Source organism: Candidatus Phytoplasma pruni (assembly GCF_013391955.1).
Classification (GTDB): domain Bacteria; phylum Bacillota_I; class Bacilli_A; order Acholeplasmatales; family Acholeplasmataceae; genus Phytoplasma.
In genome coordinates this window covers 13595-33602 of record NZ_JABUOH010000051.1, presented here as the reverse complement: position 1 = coordinate 33602, position 20008 = coordinate 13595, and the positions used below count along the sequence as shown (strand labels likewise).

Genomic DNA, 20008 nt, shown 5'->3' with positions numbered 1-20008 from the left:
TTTATATATATTTTTTTGGTTTAATTCTTGCTTGAATCAGGATAATCTCCCTTTTAAACATTGAAATGAAAAACAATGATATCTCCGTCTTGGACTAAGTAATTCTTACCTTCTAGTCTTAATTTACCGTTTTCTTTAATTTTAGTTAAAGAATTTAAGGTTTGGATATCTTGATAATTATAAACTTCGGCTCTAATGAAACCACGTTCAAAATCGGTATGGATTAAACGAGCACATTGGGGAGCGGTGGAACCTTTTACAAAAGACCAAGCTTTGGTTTCGTCTTTTCCGGTCGTGAAATAGGTTTCTAAACCTAATAATTGATAACTTTGTTGAATCACGTTTTGGAGGGCGGATTCTTTTAAATTATACTCTTGTAAGAAAGATTGACGGTCTTCTTCCTCTAAACCGGCTAATTCTTTTTCTAATAAAATAGAAAGAGGGACGAATTGGCGGTGTTTGTTTTGACTGTATTTTTGCATATCTTGGTAAAAAGGGTTCTGGTCTAAATCTTTTAAATCTTTTTCATGAAAATTACCAATATACATCATTGGTTTTAAAGACAATAAATTAAAATTTTTAATAATTAATTGTTCTTCAGGAGTGAACTGTAGTTCCGTGACGGGTTTTTCGTTTTCTAAATGTTCTTTAATTCTGGTTAATAATTCTTGTTCTTGTAAAGTCTCTTTATCGTTTTTAGCCTTTTTTTGTTTATTTATTTTGGCTAAACGCTTTTCTATTTGTTCTAAATCAGATAAAATTAATTCTGTTTCAATAATATTACTTTCCTCAATCGGGTTAATATAGTCTCTAACATGCATAATATTAGGGTCTTCGAAACATTTGACAACATGACAAATAGTATCTACATTACGGATATGACCTAAAAATTTATTACCTAAACCTTCTCCTTTCGAAGCTCCTTCGACCAAACCAGCAATATCGATAAATTCAATTTGGGTGGGAATAATTTTTTGAGATTGGAAAATACTGGCTAAATGGTTTAAACGTTGGTCTTGGATAGGAACAATACCAACATTAGGATCTATAGTGGCGAAAGGATAATTCGCTTCTAAAATATTCATATTAGTTAAAACATTAAATAAAGTTGATTTACCAACATTGGGTAAACCTACAATTCCTACTTTCATAATTTATATTCACCTTGTAGTTGAGTAAGATTTATTAAATATTTATCATGCATTCTTTATCATCTTTTTTTTAAAAAAAACATAAAAAAAAGATTATAAAAGATGATATTTAATATAAATAATTATATCAAATTTGTTTATTTTTTTTTGATTTATTGAACCTTAAAGGGATAAAAGGCCAAAAGAGGAGCTTTATGAAGAGAAAAGATTGACATTAGGGCCTTAATTATGTTATAATTGAGATAATTATAGAAATGCTAGAATATCAATTACTCGCTTTTTTTTTAAAAACTGTCTTCTCCTTACTTTTTTAAAAATTTAGTTCTTATAAGAAAAATTCGTTAATTAAAAAAAAGAATAATCTTTTTTTTAATTACAAAAAAAGTTGTGATAAAATGAAACTTTTGAAAAATAAAAAATTTAAAAATATCTCTAAAGGGCTTTTCTTTTTGTCTGTCTTGGTTTTCTTTTATTTCTTATTACCTTTGGTTTTCGCTTTAGGAGTTTTGCCAAGAAATGAAGCTACGGTAGAATCAGTGTTTAAATTACAAGCTCCGCCTGATTTTGATTATGGTAAAATGTATAAATCCTTATGGGCAAAGATTATAGAAGAGAAGTATAATTTAGAATCGGTGCCTATATATAAGGAAAAAAAGAGAATATATGATAAAATGATTACTGTCGATACACCCGTTCTTTTTAAAAAAGGTGTACGTTATACAGATGCACAAGCAAGAGAAATATTGATGCATTATCCATCCATCATAGATCAAGCCCAAAAAGAAGGGGAAGAACGCCATACAAGTGCTAGTGGTTACAGCTTGAACAGAGTTGTTAATTATTTATACGCTTTAAACGATGATGGCAGTTTAACGCCTGAATTTGATTTTTATTTTAATGATAGTACAGAACCAGTTAAATTATATTCAGAACGCAATCCCGAAGGACGTTCTTTTGATATTATATACCAAAAAGAAGAAGAAGAAAAAACGACAAGTACAGCTTATCCTTTCCGCGTAGAATTAGACAACTTTGTTAAATTCACTAAACCAAAAAAAGGCCCCGATGGGAACCCTAAAAAGGAAGATATTACTGAATATGTAGAATTTAAAAGAGATGTTATCTTAGACCCTTATTTATTGTTGTTTGCAGACAATCAAGACTTATTTGAAAGATATCAACAGGTGAAAACAGCATTTGAAGAACAGAAAAAGATTGTCCGAAAGGCGGAAAAAACATATGATGCTGCTCGTGATTCATCTTATAGCACTTATGATGGATGCACAGAACTCCTGAACGAATTAAATCAAGCTAAAGAAGTTTTAAAACAAGCAAAAGACAAAATAGATAAATTTATTTACGACGAATTCGGAAAATATTACGATACTAAATTATTTTTATATAATAATGCTGATCCAAGCAAAAGAAAATATCAAATATATAAAACCAGTACACCAACAACAGATACTCTGCGCACAAATGCTTTGAGTGCTTTGAAGACGAAGCATGACAAAGAAAAAACAGCTGAAACAAATCAAATAAAAGCTAATCAAACAACAATAACAAATAAAACACAAGAAAAAGCAAGCAAATTGGAAGAGCTTGAATATGAATGGGTTAAAGATAAAGTTGTGATAAAAAAAGGTGGGCTTTTCTCTTCAAGCAAAACGACAACTACGAAATGTAAAAAAACCCTTTTACAAGAAGAGCTCGACAAAGGCGATACATTAAAGGCAGCATTAAAAACCATAACCGATCAATATGAACAAAAAAAACAAGCTCTGGAAATGGAGAAAAAACGCCTGGATCAACAATTAAAAAATGATATGTTAACCGCGCAATCAGAGTTTAACAGAACCACTTATCAAAGTATGCAAAATCAATATAAGGATAAATTGGAGGCATTAGAAAAAGAATATAAGGAAATGGAGAAAGCAGCACTAAGTGCAACACTAACAAGAGCCGACCTAAATCGACAACTAACAAACAATATAATAAGTCAAAGAACATATAAGCAAAGGATGCAATATTTAGAAAATTTACCTAATAGAATGGCATCGTATCCACAAGATAAAAAAAATCTAATAGGTCAATATATTCCTAAATTGGTGAAACTTCAAGAAAACTTGGACCAAAACGAAAAAACATATCAAGAAGTTTTAAAGCGATATGAAAATGAAGAAGAAAGCAAAAAAAACCAAACAAGAACAGAATTTCAAAATAAAGTTCAAGAATTAGTGAACGAATATAATAGTTTAAGAGAAAAACTAGAAGAAAAATACGACCAAGAGATAAAAGATCTTCAAGATTTTAACGCAAATGCAGCCACAAGAAGAGAAACAAGACAAGCCCAAGAAAAACAAGCAATAGAAGATAAATATAAAAAAGAAGAAACTTTCGATCTACCTATCTTATTTAAAGCCGAATTTCCTTATCATGTGGATCGTGTTATCAACACTTTGGGACATTATACTTTACCTGGCAAATTAAACGATTTTAACATCGATAATTACATCCTTTTAAATTCCAAAATCCCTTATTATCTAAAACCAACCATTAAAGAACGAGATACTATTATGCCAGTCAGAAATCCTCAAACAGGAAATATGGAATACAGAGTAATACAACAAGGCGAAATTACTCAACATGGTTTTCCAACAGAGCCAAAATTAGACTATCAACTTTCTGATTTAACTTCTGAAAAAGGAAAAGGATTGCAAAATCAAATATATTATAAAGAAATCAAAAGAGAAGGTTTTTTCGCTTTAGAAGTTGTTGGCAGATTTAACCCTTTTTCTCCACGTGATCCTCATTTATCACAAGAATATATTGACAACATCACCTTTACCAAAGATATTGTTTATGACGCTATAGTAAATAAAGCCGATGGTGGCGAGGTTATTGAACAGACAATCGACAGATACGAAACAAGAAAAAGAGACGGAACTATAGTGGATCTATCACAATATCCTCAATTAGAATATATAGAAGCCAAAGAAGACACAAAAGAACCAAACCAAGAAAAAACCACCAAAATCATAGGTGCCAAAGGTCTTTTAGAAGTCATTCCTTACGGTAGTCCTAAAGAAAACTATGTTTTTGATAAATATAAAGTAACTCAAAAAATAGGCAATCAAGAAAAAACCTTTTATTATCAAGACAAAATAGATCAAGTCATTAAAGACATTACTGGACAAGATAATCAAACTTTTCAAAATTTAAATCAAGAACAACAAACAGAAGCTTTTAATAAATTTGATCAATTATTCATTGAATTTATTAAAAACCCTGCAGCTCAACAACCAACCAATTAACTTTCAATATTAACCCTAAAAGAGGAACTTTTCATTAAGTTCCTCTTTTTATTGCAAAAGTAAAGATTAAAATCAATCATTTAAAGAAAAATTATTTATAATTTAAGATACTAAGAGATTAAAAAAAAGAAAATAAAAAAAGTAGGTTTATACAATGGAAAGAATACAAAAAATTTTAGCTAACTCTAATATCGCTTCGAGAAGAAAAGCCGAATTATTAATTTTAGCTAAAAGAGTGAAAGTTAACGGCAAGATAGTGACTACCTTAGGTACTAAAGTATCTCCCCAAGATGTTATTTTAGTAGATGATAAACCTATTCAAAAAGCCTCATATCTTTATTTTTTACTCCATAAACCTAGTGGTTATATCACTAGTGTCCAAGATGATAAAAAAAGACCTATTGTGCTTGATTTAATTAAAGAAGAGCATCAACAAAGACTTTATCCTGTTGGTAGACTGGATTTCAAAACAGAAGGTTTATTGATTATTACTAATGACGGTGCATTAACCCAAAAATTAACTCATCCTTCTTCTTTAGTTCCTAAAGAGTATCATGTCCAAATCAACCATTTTTTAACTTCCTCAGAATTAAAAAAGTTAACAAAAGGGATTATGATTGATCATAATTATTTATCTATTCCTCAAGAAGTCCATCTTTTAAAACAAACCAAAAAACCTTTACCTTCGACTTGGTTATCGATCACTATTACGGAAGGGAAAAACCGTCAAATTAGAAAAATGATGGAAGAAATGGGTTTTGAAGTTTTAAAATTAAAGCGTTATAGATATGATTTTCTGACCTTAGATCATCTCCCTAAAGGAAAGTACCGTTCTTTAACTAAAAAGGAAGTTAAACAATTATTAAGAGAGGATTGATAAAAGGGGATAAAAGAAACAAGAGTATATTACGGCTTTAACACTAAAGCTAAACCTAATTGTTGTAATTTTTGATAAAAAGCCACTTTTTTAAGGTTTTTAACTGTTTCTAAAGGCGGTAAGACCATTTGATAACCGTATTCTTTTAATTGGGTAAGAGTTTGAAAATAAGCTTTTTCCCACGGTTTTACGATTGCTGTGACAGGACCATTTTTCCATGCTTGAGGAAATTTATTACCACTATAAATTGTGTTTAATTCCGGTATTAAAAAAGCTGTTATCCCTTCTTTACCTTGGTTAAATTCGTATAATAATTTAGTATGCAGTATTAAATGTTCTAAGAGGTTGCAATACACTAATCTATCGGCTTGTTGGTATGCAAAAGGGTTTTGTGAGGCTTGTTGAGGATCAGAAAGTAAAGGGGCTTTACTTTCGTCTATATGATGGATAAATAAGCCTTCTTTTTTAGCTCTTGTGATACCAGGTGTTTTAGTTAAACAATGGGCGTGAGTGAAATAACTTTTAGGTACTGGACCATGCTGCAATTTTAAAAAATGGCATATTTCTTCGTATGTCATTTCTAACAAGATTTCGTAATAAGTAGAATGATGATGGATTTTAAAAGGGTTATAAGGCAAAGGTTTTTTAGTGTCCGGCATAGTCTTTGGTTCCTTTCTGGGTGATCTTTTTGAAATGTCTTTCTTATTATAATATAACAAATCATACCTAAATAATAAATATTTTTAAAAAAAAGGTTCAAAAGTGGGGAAATATTATTATAATATATAATAATAAATTTCCCAAGGAGTGCGCTAAAATGGCAAAAAGGCAAAAAGATGATCTTATCAATGTTTTTGATGTCGCGGATTATATTTTAGAAGAAACAGAATTTAAAATGACTCATATGAAATTACATAAATTAATTTATTACGCTCATGTAAGGCATCTGGTAAAACACAAAGAAATTTTAACTGATGCTGAAATTCAAGATTGGGCTCATGGACCCGTTTTTCCAGAACTTTATCCTATTTTCGAAGATTTTACTTTTGAAGCGATAAAACAAAAAACTAAAAAAGGTGATTTTACCAAAATCAAAGGTAAAGTCAAAAATTCTATTGATTATATCATTGAAAAATACGGTCATTGGGACGGACAAAGGTTAACCAATAAAACTCATTTTGAACAACCATGGCGTGAGGCTATTGACAAAGGACTTAATTTTTCCATCAGCGACGAAGCTATGAAAAAATATTACGTCAGAAAAAATAAATTATAATTTAGATTAATCAGTAATAAAAGACAATAATAAAAGAAAGGAGAAATAATGAAAACAACCCTTTCTCAACAGTTTATCAACGATGAATTTACCAAAACATTATATGATAAAACCAAACAAACTCCTTTAATTCAATTATCTTTCTATTTAATCAAACAAGCACGCCAAAAAGGTATCCAAGATTTAACTAATCTCAAACTCCAAAAACTAATGTTTTACACTTATGCTCGTTATTTAGCAGTCCATAAAAAAGTTTTATTTGACGATCATATTGAAGCCTGGTCTTACGGTCCAGTTATTCCTAATTTATATTTCACTTTTCGTGTTTTTGGTAACGATGTTATTGATCTTACAAACACTTCTGGTTCTGATTCACAACAAATAGAAGGAAGGGAAGAAATAAAATATATATTGGATAAATATGGAGCTATGGATCCTTACGCTTTAATGGAGAAAACCCAATCAGAAGATCCTTGGTTTGAAGTTTTTGATTTAAATCCTCTTTTTGCGAATAAAATGATTCATCCTGATAAAATTTATCAATATTATTCTCAACAAGAAAACGAACTTTAATAATGAGTGGCAAAATCATTATTAAATTTTTTTAACCTAATGATGATAAGAAGTAATTCCTTTAAAGTAAATAGGATTAATAATATTATAATATATAATTATATAATTAAATAAGGAGGATTCCTGTCAAATGAAAAATGATATAAAAATCAATGTTTTTGACGTAGCGGATTATATTTTAGAAGAAACAGAATTTAAAATGACTCATATGAAATTACATAAATTAATTTATTACTCTCATGCCAAACATTTAACTACTTATAAAAAACCTTTAATAGGCGAAATTATTCAAGCTTGGAAATGGGGGCCAGTTTATCCGCCTTTATATCACATTTTTAAGGATTATTCTTATGAAAACATCCGTCGTAAAACTCAAAAAGGCAACGTTGAAAAGATTCAAGGATCATATAAAAAAGCCATCGATTATATTATGGAAAAATACGGTCCTTTAAATGGTCAAGAATTATCAGATAGAACCCATTTTGAAGCCCCTTGGCAAGATGCTTTTGCAAAAGGCAGAGAAACTCCAATTGAAGATATCACTATTAGTAAATTTTACCTTCGCAAAAATAAATTATAATATATACGTATGAAATAGTTAAAAAGTATTGACATTTTGTTTTTTTGTTTTATAATAGAATTAATTAATAAATATTTTAGCAATTTGAAACATACCAATATTCAATTCTTTAAAGGTGTATGTTTTTTAATTCGCTGTGATATATAATTAAATAAGGCAAAAAGGAGAGATCAAATGGCAATAGTTAATTATAAATTTGAAATGAAGTTCTTAGACGGTTTATTCAAAGCAAAAGATAATTTGATAAATATGTCCTATTATTTAATCCATCAAGCGCAAAAACAAGAAATAAACGATATAACTAATTTAAAACTACAAAAATTAATTTTTTATAGTTATGCTCATTATTTAGTTCAACACAAAAACAAAAAAACCTTATTTGACTATTCCATTGAAGCTTGGCCTTATGGACCCGTTATTCCAACTCTTTATTTTTTATTCAGAGGCAATCAAGGTAAACCGATCAACAAGGAACATATCAATGCATATATCAATACTAATCAAATAATAGGGAAAGACTCTATCGATTATATATTAGCAAAATATGGAAAAAAAACTGGCATTGAATTGACAGATAAAACTCATAGCGAAGACCCTTGGATTAATGCTTGGCGCCTGAATCAACGTTTCGAAGAAAGAATAATAGAACGAGATCATATTTATGAATATTACAAAATAAATAAATTGTAAATTTTCACAAAAGGTTTAGCAAAATGATAACAAAACAACAAAATAAAAACAGTTTTAAAATTGATAAAGATTATTTTTTAGAAAAAGGAGAATTTGCTTTTGACAATTTTCCTTCAGAAGTTGTTTTTGATATTTTTTTACAAATAGAAATTATTCAAAACAAAATTAATGGAAAGGAATGGGAACAACTTCAAAAAAAAGATATTAAAAAAGCTTTTAATTATCGCATATTTCAACAACCTCAAGAATTGATTAAACAATTTATTATGAATGATGAGGAACAAACATATTTCGATAAAGAAACGAAGAAATCTCTTGAAATGACAACAGAACAAGAATTGAAAATTCATAAAATAAAAATAAAAGATAAAGGAAGATTGTTGTTTCATATTATTGATGGCGTTTTATTTCCCATTGGTTATGACAGATATCATTTCTTAGATTCTGAAAATACCGTTTCCAATAAAGTAAGTTTTTTAATTTATAAAAAATTTAAAAATTTTATTTCTAAAAAATTTCTTCACGCAGAAATTAAAAAAAATATTAACAAAAAATACACTAATACAAAACAACAGCGAGCTCAAATGCAAAAAACTATTTTGAAGGCGATAGATTCCTATAAAAAAAGTATAAATTTGGATAACGCAGAAATAGTTAAAGATTTATTCGAAGAAATAAAAAATTTAACAAAATAAATAAATTTTAGCAAGACCACTTCTTTGAATCCTTTTTCAACCATAAAATAAATATAAATAATACATGAATAAGCCATCTATAATGATGGTTTTTTTCGCTAAAAAATAGAAAGAAATTCCAAAAATACCGCATTATCGGAACCATCCTATCAGTTAAGCAGATAAATAATTCTCATCAACTCGTTTTAAATGTTTAAAAAAACACCCATCAAAATCACTAAAATAATATAAAAATATGAAAAAGCATTGACAAAAAGTCCTTTTTCTATTATAATTAAAAAATAAAATATATAAAAGGGAGTTCGTGCGATATGAAAAATCTTCTTAAATTAGATGTTTTAGACATTAGCAATTATATTATCGATCAATTTGAAGAAAAACAGATTAATGATTTGACCAACACCAAATTACAAAAAATATTATTTTATTCTTTTGTCAAATATTTGGTGGATAATTCCGCTAATCAAAATAATTTAAAGACTTTAATGGATGATTCTTTTGAAGCGTGGGAATATGGTCCTGTTTGCCCTTTAGTTTATTTCAAATTCAAAGATGCTCAATATAGTGTTTTAAAAGAACACCCTGAAGGGAATAAAAACCATCTTTTCGGCCCAGAATATCAAAAACTTAAACAAGCGATTGATGCGGTGATTAATTTATATGGCAACAGAACTGCTTTTGATTTAAGCAAACAAACTCATAATGAAGATCCTTGGTTATATTCCTTTAACGATCTGGATTACTTACATAACAAACCTATCGATAATCAGCACTTATACAACTATTACTCAGCTTATCCGATAAATAAGGATTGATTGCTAATGGTAAAAAAAGAAATTTCAAATAAAACTATTTATGAATTTCTTGATTCCAACATTTCGCTAAAATTAAAAAAACCTTTATTAAAAGAAAAAAGACCTTACATTCATAAGGTCTAAGCACAAGATAAATCAATAAATAAAAAAAGACTATTATTCGTTAATAGTCTTTTTTAATAATTAATAATTTATAAAGAACTCAAATAAATTAAGCTCTTTCAACTTTTAATTTTTTTAATGCGCGGGCAGAAACATAAATTTTTTTAACTTTGCCTTTTTCATCAATAATACGAATCTTTTGCAAATTAGCTTTCCATGTTCTTCTAGAAGCGTTCATTGCGTGACTACGTTTATTTCCGAAAACAGTTGTTTTCCCTGTGTAATAACATTTACTCATTATGTAGGATACCTTTCTTTCTTAAAAAAAACATTATATAAAACATTTCTGATCAATAATAAAAAATCATATTTCTATCGCAAAAAATGTTTCTCAATTACTTTTATTATAACAAAATACCAACTAAATTAACATTTTATTTTTCTTTTATGAAAAAGAAGTCTTTGGGTAAGGTAAATATTTCTTTTACTTCTTTATTTTAAAAAAGCCATATATTGGACAACATATTCAGAAAAAGGGCTTAATAAAATTAAAACAATAAAAAAAGATAAAAATAAAATAGAATCAAAACGATCTAATAGACCACCGTGACCGGGTAAAAGGTTGCTGAAATCTTTAATTTTGTAATCTCTTTTAAATTTAGAAGCGATTAAATCGCCCATTTGAGCAATAATAGAATTTATAATAGTGAAAACCACTAAAAAAATAATTGCTTGATAATTGTCTAAATAACTGCTATAAAATAAAACAGCTAACAAAGTAGTCGCCGCTATGCCGCCCAAAAAACCTTCCCAAGTTTTTTTGGGACTCACACTAGGAAATAAAAGTCTTTTGCCATATAAATTGCCAATAAAATAAGCGAAGCTATCACTAGCAATAGTGATTAAAAACAAGTACAAAAACCATTTGCAGCTTATTAATATTAAACTTAAAAAAGAAGCACTAAAAACACTAATATAAGCTAAAATTAACAATACATGAGTTAAATGTTGAGTACGAAAAGAATTGTTAAAAAGAAAATATAAAAACAAAGCGAAAGCCAAACCGAATAAACTAAATAAAGTATATTGAGAAAAGCTGGATAAACAACTGATTAAAAAAGTTTTATCTTCCGGAACAATAATGCTTTTATCCTCGCCCTTAAAAGAACTCACAATAACCGCTAATAAAGAGAAAAAAAGAAAAACACTGAATAAACTAACGATTATCATGTGTCTTCGGGAAGGTTTTTTATCTTGATGATTAACTTTTAACATTTCTATAGAAGAATGAAACACAAAAAGAAGCGCCGTTCCTAAACTAATATAAGCAAAAGAATTGCTGTCCTTGTTCTGATCAATACAAAGAAAAAAACCAAAAAAAGATAAAGCAGCTAAAAGCATCCCTAATCCGATATAAATTTTTTTAGATGACATAATTTTATCGTCTCTTTTTAAATTTTTAATAATTCTTTATTTTTTTTAACAGTTTCTGTTTCTAAAAGTTTAATAAAATGATTATTTAAGTCTTGAATTTGTTTTAATAAAGCGTTTTCTTCATCTTCCGCTAATTTTAATTTTTTAACTTTATCATTGCCGGAACGACGTAAATTTCTTACTATAACTTTCGTTTGTTCAGAAATTTTTTCTACTTCTTTGGTTAAAAGTTTTCTTTTTTCTTCTGTAGGTTGAGGAAAAACTAATTTAATCGAAACACCATCTGTTTGAGGAGTAATTCCTAAATCAGAAGCTAATAAAGCTTTTTTAATATTAGGTACTAAAGTAGCGTCAAAAGGTTTAATATGGATTTGATTTCCTTCTACGATAGAAATCATACTAATATGTTTTAAAACCGTTTCTGCACCGTAATAATTAATAGTGATTTTATCTAATATTTTCGGGTTAGCTACCCCAGTTCTAATGTTGGAAAATTGTGTCAACATTGAGTCTTTAGAATTATTCATTTTTTGTTTTAAATCTGTTAAGATTTCTTGTGTCATTTCATGCATTTTATTTTTCCTCCTTAGAAGTGATGATAGTCCCTATTTTTTCTTTTAAAATGATTTTTTTGATATTACCTTTGGTGTTCATATCAAAAACAAAAATATCAATACCATTTTCCCAACATAAAGAAATGGCTGTTATATCCATCACATCTAACCTTTGAGCGATAACATCTTTATGTTCTATTTTTTTAATTAAAACAGCGTCATTATGTTTTTTAGGATCTTTATTATAAACACCTTCAATACCGTTTTTAGCCATTAAAATAACGTCGATATTTAATTCAGCCGCTCTTAAAGCAGCAGCGGTATCAGTGGAAAAGTAAGGAGAACCAACCCCAGCGCCTAAAATAACTACACGATCTTTATCTAAATGACGCAATGCTTTACCTTTGATGTAAGGTTCAGCCACAGCAATCACATGAAAAGCCGTCATAACCCTAGTTTGAATATCTAAATTGACCAAAGCGTCTTGCAAAGCTAAAGAGTTGATAATTGTACCTAACATTCCCATATAGTCTGATTGACTACGTTCCATACCTAATTCTTGACCGATATGACCGCGCCAGATATTTCCCGCACCAACAATAATAACTATTTGTAAACCTAAGTCTTTAATTTCTTTAATTTCTTCAGCAATTTTTTTAACTTTTTGTGGGTTAATGTTAAAATCGTCTCCTTTTAAGGCTTCCCCGCTCAATTTTAAAAGAATTCTTTTAAACATTTTATTCCCCTTTGCTACTTTTTATTTTTTATTATAGTTAGAAAATGAATAAATATCAGGTTTATTGCTCGTTTTGTTCTGCTGTTTCGCCCACTTCAAAGCGGTAATAAGCGATCACGTTAGTTTGATTAGCTTGTAAAAATTCTTTTACTTTTTGGTCAGTATTGTTATAAAAAGGTTGTTCTAATAAACAAATTTCTTCTAAAACTTTATTTAAACGATCACTAGCGATTTTATCTAATAAACCACTTGGTAAATTTTGTTTCGCTTTTTCGTTAATAGTTTTTTCTAATAAAAGTTGTTTTTCTGTTTTCACAAAATTAGGATCAACCGCTTCTTTGCTTAAAAATTTCGGATTAAAACCAGCTACATGGATAGGAATATGAGTTTGCGCTTCTTCGTTTTGTTTGTCAAGATGCACTAAAGCAGAAATTCTTCCTCCTTGGTGTTTGTAAAGACCAAAACTTTCGTTATCTTTTTTATAAACAGTTTGAATTCTTTTTAAAACGATTTGTTCTTTGATAATAGCCGCTTTATCTAAAATAAGGTTTTTAACGCTTTGTCCGTTCCAATGATAATTTAAAAAATCTTCCACAGTTTTAACGGATGCATCAGCATCTAATAAACTATTTTTAAGTTGATCTAGTAAGGCGATAAAGTGTTCGTTTTTAGCCACAAAATCAGTTTCTGAGTTAAGTTCAAATAAAACAGCTTTATTACCTTTAAAAGCAACATTAGTTAAACCTTCAGCTGAAACTCTATCTTTTTTTTCGTTAGCTTTAATCATGCCTTTTTCTTTTAAATAAGCTACTGCTTTGTCCATATCGCCTTGAGTATGTTCTAAAGCTTGTTTACAATTCATCATGCCTGATTGAGTTTTTTTTCTTAATTCTTTAATCATTTCTAGTGTGATTTTCATTTTTGTTCTCCAAATTTTTATTAATTCTTTTTTTGTATTAAGAAATACAAGTAAAATCGATCTTTTAGTAAAAAAGATGTTTATTGAGAAACATCTTTTTTACTAATTGATTATGAAAAATATTTTGTCTGTTAAAAGTTGTAATTAATTAGTAGAAACGTTTTCTTTTTCTACGTTTTGATCGTTATTTTGAGTTTTTTCTACGTCAACAGTTTCTGGTGTTGATTCAGATGGTTTTTCGCCAGATTCATCAGTTGTTTCTTCAACAGGTGCTGTTTGGTTAGAACCACTACCTTCAATAGCTGCATCAGCGATGATAGAAGTAATTAATTTTACCCCTTTAATAGCATCGTTATTAGCAGGAATGATGTAATCTACTGAATCAGGATCACAGTTACTATCTACGATTCCAAAAATTTTAATACCTAATTTTCTCGCCTCAGCGATAGCTATAGTATCTTTTTGAACATCAACGATATAAATAGCTTGTGGCAATTGAGACATGTTTTTAATTCCGCCTAAAAACTTTTCTAACTTATCTCTTTGTTTTTTTAAGGTAGCTACTTCTTTTTTAGAAAGTAATTTCCATACGCCATCTTCTTCTTGCTTGTATAACTCTTTTAAATAATTAATTCTTGTTAAAATAGTTTGGAAATTAGTGAAAGTACCACCTAACCATCTTTGGTTAATATAATATTGATTCGCTCTTTCCGCTTCTTGTTTAATAATGTGTTGGGTTTGTTTTTTAGTTCCTAAGAATAAAACTTTCCCTCCGTCTTCCACTATTTGCACAAGATTTTTGTATGAATATTCAACAGCTTCCAATGTTTTTTTCAAATCGATAATGTGAATTCTATTTCTAACAATAGGAACCCCATCGTTGGAAGAAAATAAATATGGTTTCATTTTGTAATGACATTTTTTAGCCGCATGACCAAAATGAATTCCTGATTCTAACAATTGTTTTATTGTAACAACACCCATGATTCTGAGTACTCCTTTTTAAATTTACTTATTTTGAAGAATGAGATTTAAAATTTTTTTCACATGAATAACGTTTTTAATTTAATAAATTTAAGAAATTAAATTATAATTTATTATTATTCATAATTTTTTGATTTTAACTTAAATATTTTAACATAATATTTTAATATATTTTTATTTTTTTATCATTAATTAAGTTAGTTTGTTTTAACTTTTTTCATTAGTGCTACCGAAACCACTTTTTCTGGTTTGCTTGGTTTCAACATGATCATCATCAGTAACGTAAAAATCTTGAAAAAGACCTTGAGCGATTCTTTCGTGTTTTTCGATTGTCACCGTTTTATCGGAAAAATTATATAAAGGGACAAAAATATGTCCTTCGTTTTTTTCGTTATTATAATAATCGCTATCAATGACACCTACGTTATTAGCCAACATTAAGCCTTTTTTTAAAGGCAAAGAAGATCTTACATAAACTAATAACACTTGATGATGAGGAAAAGAAGCTTTAATACCGGTAGGAACTAAAACCACTTTTTGAGAAGGAATTTCCATAGTTTCTGCAGCTTCTAAGTCATAACCAGCACTATAATTGGTTTGTCTTTTGGGTAAATTAATTTGTTGATCTTGAAAAGCACTCACTACTTCAAAAACACATTTTTCCTTATTATTCATTTGATAATTCTCCTTTTTTCTGGGGTTTTTTCTTTTTTTTATAAGTATTGCGGGGGTGATTAGAAATAAATTTATTTTTTAACACATTATTGGACACAAAAGTATAAATTTGAGTTGTTTTTAAACTATTGTGACCTAATAATTCTTGCACTACTCTTAAATCAGCCCCATTATTTAGTAAAATAGTGGCAAAAGCATGTCTTAACATATGCGGATAAAGCTTGATTTTATTGGTTGTTTTTAACGATAATTCGTTTAAAATCATTCTTACTCCTCTTTCGGTTAAAGGAGTTCCTTGATAATTAACCAATAAAAAATTATGTTTTAAAGCTTTTTTGGACATTATTTTAGCCCTAATATTGGCAATATAATGTTTTAACATGGATAATAAAGATTCATGAACGGGTAAATAACGCACTTTCCTCCCTTTACCATAAATTAAGAGTTGGGCGTTAGAAAAATAAATATCCTCTATTTTGAGCTTAATTAATTCACTCACTCTTAAACCGCAACTATAAAGTAAATCTAGGATTAAATAATTTCTATAAGCAAGGTCTTTTGATAAATCAATAGAATCCAATAAAGTTTGAATATCTTCTTCAGAAATGATTTTAGGTAGTTTTTTGGGAATTTTTTTAATAGGTATCGCTTTGAAGATATTATTGATAAAACCATGTCTTTCGATTAAAAAATTATAAAAAGTCCTTAAAGCTGATATTTTCCTCATAATGCTGATGTTTTTGAGTTTTTGTGCAGAAAGATAACTCACAAAAGAACGAGCGTGTTTTTCCTGAGAAAGACTTTCTCTCTCAAAAGATATCTTTTTAGACGTTAAAAAGGTTTGAAAATCTTTCACATCATGAAGATAATTTTTAATGGTTAAAGGGGAATAATTACGTTCAATGGTTAAAAACGCTTCAAATTGTTTGATTAATTGTAAAATGATAAGAACCTACTATTTTTAAATTTTTTTGCCTTATATAGCTGGATAAAGTTATGAAGCTGATTCTTCGGATGTTATATCTTGGTTTGCATTTTTCTTTTGTTTTTGCGGTTTAATAACTTCTAAATAAAAAACAATCAATAAAAAGCCTAATAACAAAGACCCAATAATAGTCCCAGGATTAGTCATAAAATTCCATATACCCGCAAAACGTATAACTACAATCACTTTGGATAAAGCGTTGCTATAATCAATCTTTTCCTCAAAATCAAAGGTTTCATCGTTATTTGTGCCCCGAGTAGTCAATTTTTTATTTTCTTTGTCGTTGCTAATTACTCGGTGGACGACAAAAGGAATCTTTTTTAACGATCCTTCTTGATATTCTTCCTCAACAAAAAAAACTATATCATCGCCTTTTTGGTCTTTATCTGTAGCTTTCAAATTATAACATTCTTTTTCTGTTAAATTTTGCACAATGATAATATCGTTTTTATGAATATCATGCTCCATACTTTCGCTATTAATCCAATACATATTTAAAAATAAAAATTTAGAAGCTTTTTTGGGGTAAAAGCAATTTAAAACATTTAATAAAATTAAGTATAATAATAAACTTATTGTTAAATAATAAAAAACATTCGTTAAAATCATGAAAAGTAATTTTACAAATGAGATATTTTTATTAAAAAGTTTTATAATCATACTTTTTTACCCTTATAATTGATAGTTATTTCCAAACATTAATGATATATTAAAAATGTCATAATATATCTTTTAATCGTTCACACTTATAATTATAAAACATTTAATATAAATTAAATGCTTTCTTATATTTTTATTATAAAGGATTTCTGTTTTTTATTTTTGGAAATAATTATTTTTTATGTTTTATCAGGGTTTTTAACTCTTATAAAGGGGATAATGGGGTTATTTTGTTTGTTAAATGATCTTTAATGGATACTTTTTTTAGACAAAGAAAAAGGTTCCATCAGTTTGGATGATTTTTTAGACTCTTTTTCGAACCAAAAAACGCCCTTTAAAAGATGAAATTATCAAAATCAAGTTTTTCAGGACGAAAAATTTTCAAGATTCTCCCAAGATAACCAAATCGCTTTAAAAATTTTTATAACCGAAAAAAGGGATTAAAAGTGTTGACAAAGCTCTTCTTTTTTATCTTTTTCCGAGTAAAAATAAAGAGGAAAAAGGATAAAATATTATTGGATAATTGTTTTACATAATTATTATTCAAAAGAAAGGTTTTATCAACTCACGTCAAATAACAATTCCACAAAATTATCTTTTAATAAATTCATCATTATCAAAACATTATTGATTTTATGCCTTAGTGTTTTACTTTTTTTTAATCCCCAAAAAACATTCTCTTTTAGGGGGATACCGATTCCTAGAGCTCTTTTTGCAATGAACAAGATTAGATCATCTTTCGCTAAAATTAAAAAAACTAAATTTATTCCCAAAAATAGACGCATAAGAAGAACTAAACCTTTTTTAGCTTCTAAACAAGACGCTGTAGAAATGGTGTTAAATATTCATGATATTATCCCTGATATAGACCATTTATTGACTGAAATGGTTTTAGATTTTTCGGAAGAAGTAGTATCCGCCGTTGCCCTTGTCTTTCAAGAAGTCAAACAAAACTGGCAAAAATTTATAACTAGTGTTCCGATTGACAATTATCAAGAATATTTAGAAAAGATCGTTTTTCCTTTATATCGCCTGCATAATGCAGTTATTTTTCACCTAGTTATGGCACCTCAAAAAGCAAGAGAACGCATGATGCCGACTTATAATGCTTTTTTAGCTAAAAATCAAAATTTATTTTTGCCCGTCTCTGTGCCTCAAATCACAGATGTTTATCTAAATCCTCTAGATAATGTCGCTGTTAAAATGCAAGAATACTTAAACCAACGTCAATTCATAGATCCTAATTTTAAAATAAACGCCGCTCTTCCTTCGTATAATACCAACGGTTTAAGTATGGAAAAAACGATTCCTTCTGTTTATCCTGATGTTTTAGGGGTTTATCTGCACAAGGCTTTTTCTCCCTTAGATACGGAAGAAATAGATATAGAGAATTTATCTTTAGAAAATTCTATACAAGAAATCGTGGTTTTCAGATCCACCGCTTTTAAAGAAAGTTCGTTCTCTTGGAAGAAAGATATTATCAACCATTCAATAGAAAAAAAGCTTTTATGGGGTTATTTAGAAGAGTTTGCTAAATCAGAGGTTCTACCTGCTGATGGCATTTTGTTATACGGTCAACGTACCGATGATAAACAACAATTAGTGGAATTAATAGCGCAAAAATTAAAAATACCTTTTTATTATGTTTCCGTGGAAGCTTTATTTTTAAGTTTTCAACAGAATAAAGATGCTTCTGATTTAAACCAATTAGCTCATTTTATCCCTTCTGAACGTTCTATTTTATTTGTTGATAAAATGGATCTTTTTCCGCCTGAAGAACCTTTTATGACCCATTTATTGGCTACTTTAAAAGAAATACAAAAAACACGTTCTTTTTTAATTATCAGTAATGTTAATCAAGAAAAAAAGATGCAAAAACCTTTGTTTCCTGCATCTGAGAAGCTTTTTGCTATTGACATACCTTTTAATTTGTGGAATTTAGGCGAAAGATATAAATTTATCAAAATAAAGGGTAAAAAAGTTTTAGAGAGTAATTTAACTTTAATGCGTTATATTGCCGATAATACTGCAGATTGGGAACACCAAGAATTAGAACGCCTTTTAGCCTTATTGTCTGTTTCTAACCCAAAAAGGTCAGAAAACCAAGTGACTTTAGAAAAAATCCAAGAAAGCATGCATTTTCTGAAACTGACTCGTTTGCATCCGGAATTATCTTGGACCATATATCAAAAAAATATATTATCCCATCAAGCCGGTCATATTCTGGTCGAAATGGTTTTTAATCCTTCGCTAGGCGATTCATCTAAAAAAGAGGCGGAAAAACAACCTCCAGAAGACACGAAAGTTTGTCGTAATTGTTTAACTGTGTTAAATACAGCCAAAAAAGGGGGAAATGTCGTTTGGCAAAAGGATAATTTAATTCGCCAAATTTTTTATGCTTTAAGCGGACCTATGGCGGAAAAAACTTTATTGGATCAAAAATACCAAAGTTTCCACGCTTCTGAAGATTTACAGAAAGTAGATCAATTAATAAAAGACTTGCAAAAACATCAAAAACCGGAATATAAGCGCTTTTTAGCTCAAATAACTCCCCAAAAGGAAGAAAAAGAGGAGCATTTAGGGATTATAAATTTTTTCAAAGAACAAAGTAAAATTTTAATCCAAGCCAATAAGCCTCTTTTAGAAGACATTATTCACGATTTAGCCAATAATCAACCTTTGGAAAGAGAAGAAACAATCCCTCTGGTTTTACCACCTTCTTTGCAAGAAAATAACCTTTTTAAGGTGAATAAATTAGAGACCATAATTCATCCATCCAAAAAAATAGATCCTCTTCCGAACCTGTCTTTAGTTTCTGAAACCAAAGAAAAAACCATTTCTTCTTATCAAACCATGATTTGGACTATGGGAGTTTCAATCCCTCTTTTAAGTTTCTATCTTCTTAAAAAAATTTTTAAAGCTTAAATAACGTTCTTTTTTTCGTTGATTAAACGACGAAAAAAGAACCTTTTTTATAATGTAGAACTC

At 28.7% G+C, this 20008-nt stretch carries 20 protein-coding genes; 9 read left to right on the top strand and 11 right to left on the bottom strand.

Annotated features, from left to right (window positions below; translation table 11 throughout):
- Positions 1 to 53: 53 nt before the first annotated feature.
- Positions 54 to 1151 (bottom strand): redox-regulated ATPase YchF, encoded by a 1098-nt coding sequence (gene ychF / locus HR065_RS02370; RefSeq protein WP_178734303.1) that lies wholly within the window; start codon positions 1149 to 1151, stop codon positions 54 to 56.
- 449 nt (positions 1152 to 1600) lie between these two features.
- Here ychF and HR065_RS02365 point away from each other — a divergent pair, with 449 nt between their 5' ends.
- Together HR065_RS02365 and HR065_RS02360 are read left to right on the top strand one after the other, a co-directional pair.
- Complete coding sequence (locus HR065_RS02365; protein ID WP_218644389.1) at positions 1601 to 4465, top strand: coiled-coil domain-containing protein; 2865 nt, start codon at positions 1601 to 1603, stop codon at positions 4463 to 4465.
- Positions 4466 to 4619: 154 nt separating this feature from the next.
- Positions 4620 to 5342 carry a pseudouridine synthase gene (locus tag HR065_RS02360; protein ID WP_178734301.1) on the top strand — a complete coding sequence of 241 codons (723 nt, stop codon included), beginning with the start codon at positions 4620 to 4622 and terminating at the stop codon, positions 5340 to 5342.
- Between the two features lie 29 nt (positions 5343 to 5371).
- Here the strand turns inward: HR065_RS02360 and HR065_RS02355 are convergent, their stop codons facing one another.
- A complete protein-coding gene (locus tag HR065_RS02355) occupies positions 5372 to 6001 on the bottom strand; it encodes an SAV1803-related protein (RefSeq protein WP_178734278.1) in 630 nt (209 codons plus the stop codon).
- A gap of 158 nt (positions 6002 to 6159) precedes the next feature.
- Between HR065_RS02355 and HR065_RS02350 the strand changes: the two genes are divergently transcribed.
- The 6 genes from HR065_RS02350 to HR065_RS02325 all read left to right on the top strand — a co-directional run bounded on the left by HR065_RS02350 (position 6160) and on the right by HR065_RS02325 (position 9971).
- A complete protein-coding gene (locus tag HR065_RS02350) occupies positions 6160 to 6618 on the top strand; it encodes a Panacea domain-containing protein (protein WP_178734300.1) in 459 nt (152 codons plus the stop codon).
- Positions 6619 to 6666: 48 nt separating this feature from the next.
- The gene (locus HR065_RS02345; RefSeq protein ID WP_178734299.1) at positions 6667 to 7191 is read left to right on the top strand and encodes a Panacea domain-containing protein; all 525 of its coding nucleotides are present in this window, start codon (positions 6667 to 6669) and stop codon (positions 7189 to 7191) included.
- 130 nt (positions 7192 to 7321) lie between these two features.
- Positions 7322 to 7771 carry a Panacea domain-containing protein gene (locus HR065_RS02340; protein ID WP_178734298.1) on the top strand — a complete coding sequence of 150 codons (450 nt, stop codon included), beginning with the start codon at positions 7322 to 7324 and terminating at the stop codon, positions 7769 to 7771.
- 174 nt (positions 7772 to 7945) lie between these two features.
- Positions 7946 to 8461 carry a Panacea domain-containing protein gene (locus tag HR065_RS02335; RefSeq protein WP_178734297.1) on the top strand — a complete coding sequence of 172 codons (516 nt, stop codon included), beginning with the start codon at positions 7946 to 7948 and terminating at the stop codon, positions 8459 to 8461.
- Positions 8462 to 8484: 23 nt separating this feature from the next.
- Positions 8485 to 9156, top strand: coding sequence for a hypothetical protein (locus HR065_RS02330; RefSeq protein WP_178734296.1), 672 nt, complete (start codon positions 8485 to 8487; stop codon positions 9154 to 9156).
- A gap of 311 nt (positions 9157 to 9467) precedes the next feature.
- Positions 9468 to 9971 (top strand): Panacea domain-containing protein, encoded by a 504-nt coding sequence (locus tag HR065_RS02325; protein WP_178734295.1) that lies wholly within the window; start codon positions 9468 to 9470, stop codon positions 9969 to 9971.
- 211 nt (positions 9972 to 10182) lie between these two features.
- Here the strand turns inward: HR065_RS02325 and rpmB are convergent, their stop codons facing one another.
- From rpmB to HR065_RS02280, 9 genes are all read right to left on the bottom strand, one after another.
- The gene (rpmB, locus tag HR065_RS02320) at positions 10183 to 10371 is read right to left on the bottom strand and encodes a 50S ribosomal protein L28 (RefSeq protein WP_017191542.1); all 189 of its coding nucleotides are present in this window, start codon (positions 10369 to 10371) and stop codon (positions 10183 to 10185) included.
- Between the two features lie 194 nt (positions 10372 to 10565).
- Positions 10566 to 11507: a phosphatidate cytidylyltransferase gene (locus tag HR065_RS02315; RefSeq protein WP_244948343.1), complete on the bottom strand. Its 942-nt coding sequence runs from the start codon at positions 11505 to 11507 to the stop codon at positions 10566 to 10568.
- Positions 11508 to 11524: 17 nt separating this feature from the next.
- Complete coding sequence (gene frr / locus HR065_RS02310; protein WP_178734294.1) at positions 11525 to 12079, bottom strand: ribosome recycling factor; 555 nt, start codon at positions 12077 to 12079, stop codon at positions 11525 to 11527.
- A gap of 1 nt (position 12080) precedes the next feature.
- Positions 12081 to 12797: a UMP kinase gene (gene pyrH / locus HR065_RS02305; protein WP_178734293.1), complete on the bottom strand. Its 717-nt coding sequence runs from the start codon at positions 12795 to 12797 to the stop codon at positions 12081 to 12083.
- A 61-nt stretch (positions 12798 to 12858) separates the two neighbouring features.
- Positions 12859 to 13716: a translation elongation factor Ts gene (gene tsf / locus HR065_RS02300; RefSeq protein ID WP_178734292.1), complete on the bottom strand. Its 858-nt coding sequence runs from the start codon at positions 13714 to 13716 to the stop codon at positions 12859 to 12861.
- A gap of 144 nt (positions 13717 to 13860) precedes the next feature.
- A complete protein-coding gene (gene rpsB / locus HR065_RS02295) occupies positions 13861 to 14700 on the bottom strand; it encodes a 30S ribosomal protein S2 (RefSeq protein WP_178734291.1) in 840 nt (279 codons plus the stop codon).
- 207 nt (positions 14701 to 14907) lie between these two features.
- Positions 14908 to 15375, bottom strand: coding sequence for a dUTP diphosphatase (dut, locus tag HR065_RS02290; protein WP_178734290.1), 468 nt, complete (start codon positions 15373 to 15375; stop codon positions 14908 to 14910).
- Positions 15368 to 16306, bottom strand: coding sequence for a tyrosine-type recombinase/integrase (locus HR065_RS02285; protein WP_308704520.1), 939 nt, complete (start codon positions 16304 to 16306; stop codon positions 15368 to 15370). The genes dut and HR065_RS02285 overlap by 8 nt, the downstream gene beginning before the upstream one ends.
- A 63-nt stretch (positions 16307 to 16369) precedes the next feature.
- Complete coding sequence (locus tag HR065_RS02280; protein ID WP_244948342.1) at positions 16370 to 16852, bottom strand: S24/S26 family peptidase; 483 nt, start codon at positions 16850 to 16852, stop codon at positions 16370 to 16372.
- Between the two features lie 885 nt (positions 16853 to 17737).
- Between HR065_RS02280 and HR065_RS02275 the strand changes: the two genes are divergently transcribed.
- Entirely contained in the window at positions 17738 to 19945 is a 2208-nt protein-coding gene (locus tag HR065_RS02275; RefSeq protein WP_178734288.1) for an AAA family ATPase, read from the top strand.
- Positions 19946 to 20008: the final 63 nt, after the last annotated feature.

Coding starts and splice junctions, on each gene's coding strand:
- ychF (WP_178734303.1), bottom strand. CDS start 1,151: ATGAAAGTAGGAATTGTAGGTTTACCCAATGTTGGTAAATCAACTTTA.
- HR065_RS02360 (WP_178734301.1), top strand. CDS start 4,620: ATGGAAAGAATACAAAAAATTTTAGCTAACTCTAATATCGCTTCGAGA.
- HR065_RS02355 (WP_178734278.1), bottom strand. CDS start 6,001: ATGCCGGACACTAAAAAACCTTTGCCTTATAACCCTTTTAAAATCCAT.
- HR065_RS02350 (WP_178734300.1), top strand. CDS start 6,160: ATGGCAAAAAGGCAAAAAGATGATCTTATCAATGTTTTTGATGTCGCG.
- HR065_RS02345 (WP_178734299.1), top strand. CDS start 6,667: ATGAAAACAACCCTTTCTCAACAGTTTATCAACGATGAATTTACCAAA.
- HR065_RS02340 (WP_178734298.1), top strand. CDS start 7,322: ATGAAAAATGATATAAAAATCAATGTTTTTGACGTAGCGGATTATATT.
- HR065_RS02335 (WP_178734297.1), top strand. CDS start 7,946: ATGGCAATAGTTAATTATAAATTTGAAATGAAGTTCTTAGACGGTTTA.
- HR065_RS02330 (WP_178734296.1), top strand. CDS start 8,485: ATGATAACAAAACAACAAAATAAAAACAGTTTTAAAATTGATAAAGAT.
- HR065_RS02325 (WP_178734295.1), top strand. CDS start 9,468: ATGAAAAATCTTCTTAAATTAGATGTTTTAGACATTAGCAATTATATT.
- rpmB (WP_017191542.1), bottom strand. CDS start 10,371: ATGAGTAAATGTTATTACACAGGGAAAACAACTGTTTTCGGAAATAAA.
- HR065_RS02315 (WP_244948343.1), bottom strand. CDS start 11,507: ATGTCATCTAAAAAAATTTATATCGGATTAGGGATGCTTTTAGCTGCT.
- frr (WP_178734294.1), bottom strand. CDS start 12,079: ATGCATGAAATGACACAAGAAATCTTAACAGATTTAAAACAAAAAATG.
- pyrH (WP_178734293.1), bottom strand. CDS start 12,797: ATGTTTAAAAGAATTCTTTTAAAATTGAGCGGGGAAGCCTTAAAAGGA.
- tsf (WP_178734292.1), bottom strand. CDS start 13,716: ATGAAAATCACACTAGAAATGATTAAAGAATTAAGAAAAAAAACTCAA.
- rpsB (WP_178734291.1), bottom strand. CDS start 14,700: ATGGGTGTTGTTACAATAAAACAATTGTTAGAATCAGGAATTCATTTT.
- dut (WP_178734290.1), bottom strand. CDS start 15,375: ATGAATAATAAGGAAAAATGTGTTTTTGAAGTAGTGAGTGCTTTTCAA.
- HR065_RS02280 (WP_244948342.1), bottom strand. CDS start 16,852: ATGTATTGGATTAATAGCGAAAGTATGGAGCATGATATTCATAAAAAC.
- HR065_RS02275 (WP_178734288.1), top strand. CDS start 17,738: ATGAACAAGATTAGATCATCTTTCGCTAAAATTAAAAAAACTAAATTT.